The organism is Vibrio sp. YT-17 (genome assembly GCF_033337375.1).
In the GTDB taxonomy this organism is placed as follows: Bacteria; Pseudomonadota; Gammaproteobacteria; order Enterobacterales; family Vibrionaceae; genus Vibrio; species Vibrio alginolyticus.
Window position 1 is genome coordinate 1 of the sequence record NZ_JAWOQP010000076.1, and the last position, 1,531, is coordinate 1,531.

Genomic DNA, 1,531 nt, shown 5'->3' on the forward strand with positions numbered 1-1,531 from the left:
TACAAGTGGTAAAGATCTCATTTCCGAAAGCAAATTCTCTATCAAATTGCACTTATTACACAATGGGTGTTTAATACTTTCAGTCAAAATTTTTTAGCCACTAAAGGTTCTATATGGCAACGATCAAGGATGTCGCGAAAGAAGCCGGTGTTTCGGTCGCAACGGTTTCTCGCGTGATCAACAAGTCTCCAAAAGCCAGTCAATCATCGGTAGAGTCGGGCACCAAAGCAATGAGCAAATTGGGTTACAGACCCACTGCCGCAGCGCGCGCACTGGTGAGTCAAAGCACAAATACCATGGGTGTGTTGGTGAGTGATGTGTCCGATCCTTTCTTCGGCACGCTGGTCAAATCCGTCGATAATGTCGCGCGCGAAAATGGCAAACATATCTTGATTGGCAACGGTTACCATAATCCAGAAGATGAACGTCAAGCTCTAGAATTACTGATCAACAGCCGTTGCGATGCAATAGTCATCCACTCGAAAGGCTTATCTGATGAGGAGCTAATTGGCTATGCCCAAGAAGTGAAAGGTATGGTGCTTATCAATCGACATATCCCAGAGCTTGCTGAGCGCTGTATTTCCCTTGATAACCGCAAGGGGGCATTCCTCGCAGCAGAATATTTGATTCGTCACGGGCATCGCAAAATTGCTTGCATTGCCTCATCCCACGATATCGAAGATACCGATGAGCGATTGCAAGGTTACCAAGCCGCATTGAAAGAACATGGTATTGAGCTCTCCAAAAGCTACATCGAATACGGTGAACCCAACAGTGATGGTGGCGAAGTTGCGATGACCAACCTGTTAACCAAATCTTTGGAGATTACTGGAGTGGTGGCCTACAACGACTACATGGCCGCTGGCGCACTGGCAGCGTTAGATCAAAATGGCATTGACGTACCAAGTAAGGTTTCTATGGTCGGGTTCGATGATGGCTTGATCGCCCGCTTTGTTCACCCTAGCTTGACTACTATTCGCTACCCAATCGAGATGATGGCAGAACGCGCCGCCCGTTTGGCTTTGGCGCTGTCTCGTGACGAAAAAGTTGAAGATGAAACCATTATTTTTAGCCCAACGTTAGTACGAAGAAATTCTGTCGAGCGTTGTTGATGGTGGATAATCTGTAAATTGAAAACGAAAAGCCCGCTTAGTTTATTGAGTGGGCTTTTCTTTGAGCACTTGTCGAGACGATATGGATTCTAGCTCAAGGCTTCATGCGGTTTTACAGACTTAACGTCAACGCCTTGCGCAAACTCACCACGCTGTAATTTTTCTCGTAAAATCGCATGTTGGTCTTCGGTAAATGTGTAGCGAGACATAATGAAGATGCGCACTAGAGCTCCCAATGCGGGTAGCAACGCAATACAGAAGAACATGCCATTGAGCGCGGTTTCCGTTTGCGCCGCATTTGGTACATAGCCAATCATCGTCAAGATTACCCCCGTCAAGCCGCCCGCTACCGCAACAGAGAGTTTGCCTGTAAAGGTTTGTCCCGAGAACGTGATCGCCGCTGTACGTTTGCCACTGTG

General features: G+C 47.2%; 2 protein-coding genes. One reads left to right on the plus strand and one right to left on the minus strand.

Translation table 11 applies throughout. The features are described from left to right. Positions 1-113 precede the first annotated feature (113 nt). Positions 114-1,112 carry a substrate-binding domain-containing protein gene (locus R7F67_RS23940; RefSeq protein WP_318057425.1) on the plus strand — a complete coding sequence of 333 codons (999 nt, stop codon included), beginning with the start codon at positions 114-116 and terminating at the stop codon, positions 1,110-1,112. A gap of 89 nt (positions 1,113-1,201) precedes the next feature. Here R7F67_RS23940 and R7F67_RS23945 read toward each other — a convergent pair. Beyond that, positions 1,202-1,531: MFS transporter (locus R7F67_RS23945; protein WP_318057426.1), on the minus strand; the 330-nt coding region annotated here is incomplete at its 5' end.

Coding starts and splice junctions, on each gene's coding strand:
- R7F67_RS23940 (WP_318057425.1), top strand. CDS start 114: ATGGCAACGATCAAGGATGTCGCGAAAGAAGCCGGTGTTTCGGTCGCA.